The sequence below is a fragment of the Janibacter massiliensis genome (genome assembly GCF_900289115.1).
GTDB lineage: Bacteria > Actinomycetota > Actinomycetes > Actinomycetales > Dermatophilaceae > Janibacter_A > Janibacter_A massiliensis.
Genome location: NZ_LT985200.1, coordinates 1 through 2,694 on the forward strand (window position 1 = coordinate 1; position 2,694 = coordinate 2,694).

Here is a 2,694-nt window from a genome sequence, read left to right on the forward strand (position 1 = left end):
GGGGTACGCCGTCGGGTCGGGGTACGGCCCGGGCGCGTCGCTCCCGGGCGGAGGCGGGGGCGGCATGGTCACGGTGTTCTCTTTCGTCGATGCGGCGAGCCTAACGGCGAGGCCCCGGCCGCGCTGAGCGGAACCGGGGCCTCGTCGGGGTGATCAGACCCGGGGCTTCTCGCGCATCTCGTAGGTGGCGATGAGGTCACCGATCTGGAGGTCGTTGAAGCTGCCGAGGTTGACACCGCACTCGAAGCCCTCGCGGACCTCGGTGACGTCGTCCTTGAACCGGCGCAGCCCGGCGACCTCGACGTCCTCGGCGACGACGACGCCGTCGCGGGTGATCCGGGCCTTCGCGCCGCGCTTGATCTCCCCGGTACGGACGATCGAACCGGCGATGTTGCCGAACTTGCTCGAGCGGAAGATCTCCCGGATCTCCGCCGTGCCGAGCTCGACCTCCTCGTACTCCGGCTTGAGCATGCCCTTGAGCGCCTGCTCGATCTCCTCGATCGCGTTGTAGATGACCGAGTAGTACCGGATCTCGACGCCCTCGCGCTCGGCGACCTCGGCGTTCTGACCCTCGGCCCGCACGTTGAAGCCGATGATGATCGCGTCGGAGGCCATCGCGAGGTTGATGTTGTTCAGCGTGATCGCACCGACGCCGCGGTCGATGATCCGCAGGTCCACGTCGTCACCGACGTCGATCTGCAGCAGCGCGTCCTCGAGCGCCTCGACCGAGCCGGACACGTCGCCCTTGAGGATGAGGTTGAGCGTGTCGATCTTGCCGGCGGCGATGACCTTGTCGAGGTCCTCGAGACTGATCCGCTTGCGTGCCTTGGCCAGGCTCGCCTGGCGGTCGGCGGCCTCGCGCTTCTCCGCGATCTGCCGGGCCGTGCGGTCGTCGGGGGCGACGACGAACGTGTCCCCGGCGCGGGGCACGGTCGACAGACCCAGGACCTGGACCGGCCGCGACGGAGTCGCCTCCTCCACCTGCTGGCCGTGCTCGTCGAGCATGGCCCGGACCCGGCCGAAGGACGCGCCCGTGACGATCGCGTCACCGACCCGCAGGGTGCCCGACTGGACGAGGACGGTCGCCGTGGCGCCGCGGCCCTTGTCGAGGTTCGCCTCGATCGCGACGCCGCGGGCGTCCCGCTGCGGGTTGGCCCGCAGGTCGAGCGCCGCGTCCGCGGTGAGGAGGACCGCCTCGAGGAGGTCGTCGATGTTCAGGCCCTGCTTGGCCGAGACGTCGACGAACATCGTGTCGCCGCCGTACTCCTCGGCGATGAGGTTGTACTCGGTGAGCTGGCCGCGCACCTTCGCCGGGTCGGCGCCCTCGACGTCGATCTTGTTGACCGCGACGACGATCGGGACGTCGGCCGCCTGGGCGTGGTTGAGCGCCTCGATCGTCTGCGGCATGACGCCGTCGTCGGCCGCGACGACGAGGATCGCGATGTCGGTGACCTTCGCACCACGCGCTCGCATGGCGGTGAACGCCTCGTGACCGGGGGTGTCGATGAAGGTCAGCGCGCGGTCCGCGCCCTCGTGCTCCCGGTGGATCTGGTACGCACCGATGTGCTGCGTGATGCCACCGGCCTCGCCGGCCTGGACGTCCTCGTTGCGGATCGCGTCGAGGAGCTTGGTCTTCCCGTGGTCGACGTGACCCATGACCGTGACGACCGGGGGCCGCGCGGTGAGATCCTCGTCGTCCTCGGAGTCGATGTCGATGTCGAGGTCGATGTTGAAGGAGTCGAAGAGCTCGCGCTCCTCCTCCTCCGGCGACACGATCTGGATGTCGTAGCCGAGCTCGGCGCCGAGCAGCTGGAACGTCTCCTCGTCCAGCGACTGGGTCGCCGTGGCCATCTCGCCGAGGTTGAACAGCACCGTGACGAGCGACGCCGGGTTGGCGTTGATCTTGTCCGCGAAGTCGGTCAGGGACGCACCCTGGCGCACGCGCACGATCGTCGAGCCGTCGCCCCGGGGGACGATGACGCCGCCGATCGACGGCGCCTGCATCTGCTCGAACTCCTGCCGCTTCGCGCGCTTGGACTTGCGCTGCTTGCTCCGGCCGCCACCGCGACCGAAGGCACCCTGCGTGCCGCCGCGTCCGCCGGGCCCGCCGCGGTAGCCACCGCCACCGCCGCCGGGGCCACCGCGGAAGCCGCCACCGGCGCCGCCGGGGGCACCCGGACGACCGGGCGCACCGGGACGACCACCGCGGGCCGGACGCTCGCCCGGACGGGCGACCGCGCTGCGGCCGGGCATCATGCCGGGCGTCGGGGCGCCGGGACGCGGTGCCGCGGGACGCGGACCACCGGGACGGGGGCCGGCAGCACCGGGCGCGCCACCGGGGCGACCGCCCTGCTGCGGACCCCGCGGCCGGGGCATGCCCTGGCTGGGGCTGAACGGGTTGTTGCCCGGGCGCGGCTCGCCGCCACCGGGACGAGGGGCCCGCTCGCGCTGGCCCATCCCCTGGCTCGGGGCGAACGGGTTGTTACCGGGACGAGGGGCACCCGGGCGAGGGCCGCCGGGGCGAGGGCCGCCGGGGCGCGGGGCGCCCGGCCGAGCCGCGGTGCCGCCCGGTCGGTGCTGCTGCGAGTGGTCGCGGAGCGTGGAGCCGACGGGTTGATCGTCGCGCGCCCCGATCCCGGCCGCCGGCTCCCCGGGCGCGGGGCCTGGTTGCACGACCGGGCCGAGTGTCTCGAG

General features: G+C 72.5%; 1 protein-coding gene. It reads right to left on the reverse strand.

The genetic code is table 11. The features are described 5' to 3' along the window. Positions 1–153: 153 nt before the first annotated feature. Positions 154–2,673, reverse strand: coding sequence for a translation initiation factor IF-2 (gene infB / locus DAA34_RS11930; protein ID WP_407657040.1), 2,520 nt, complete (start codon positions 2,671–2,673; stop codon positions 154–156). Positions 2,674–2,694: the final 21 nt, after the last annotated feature.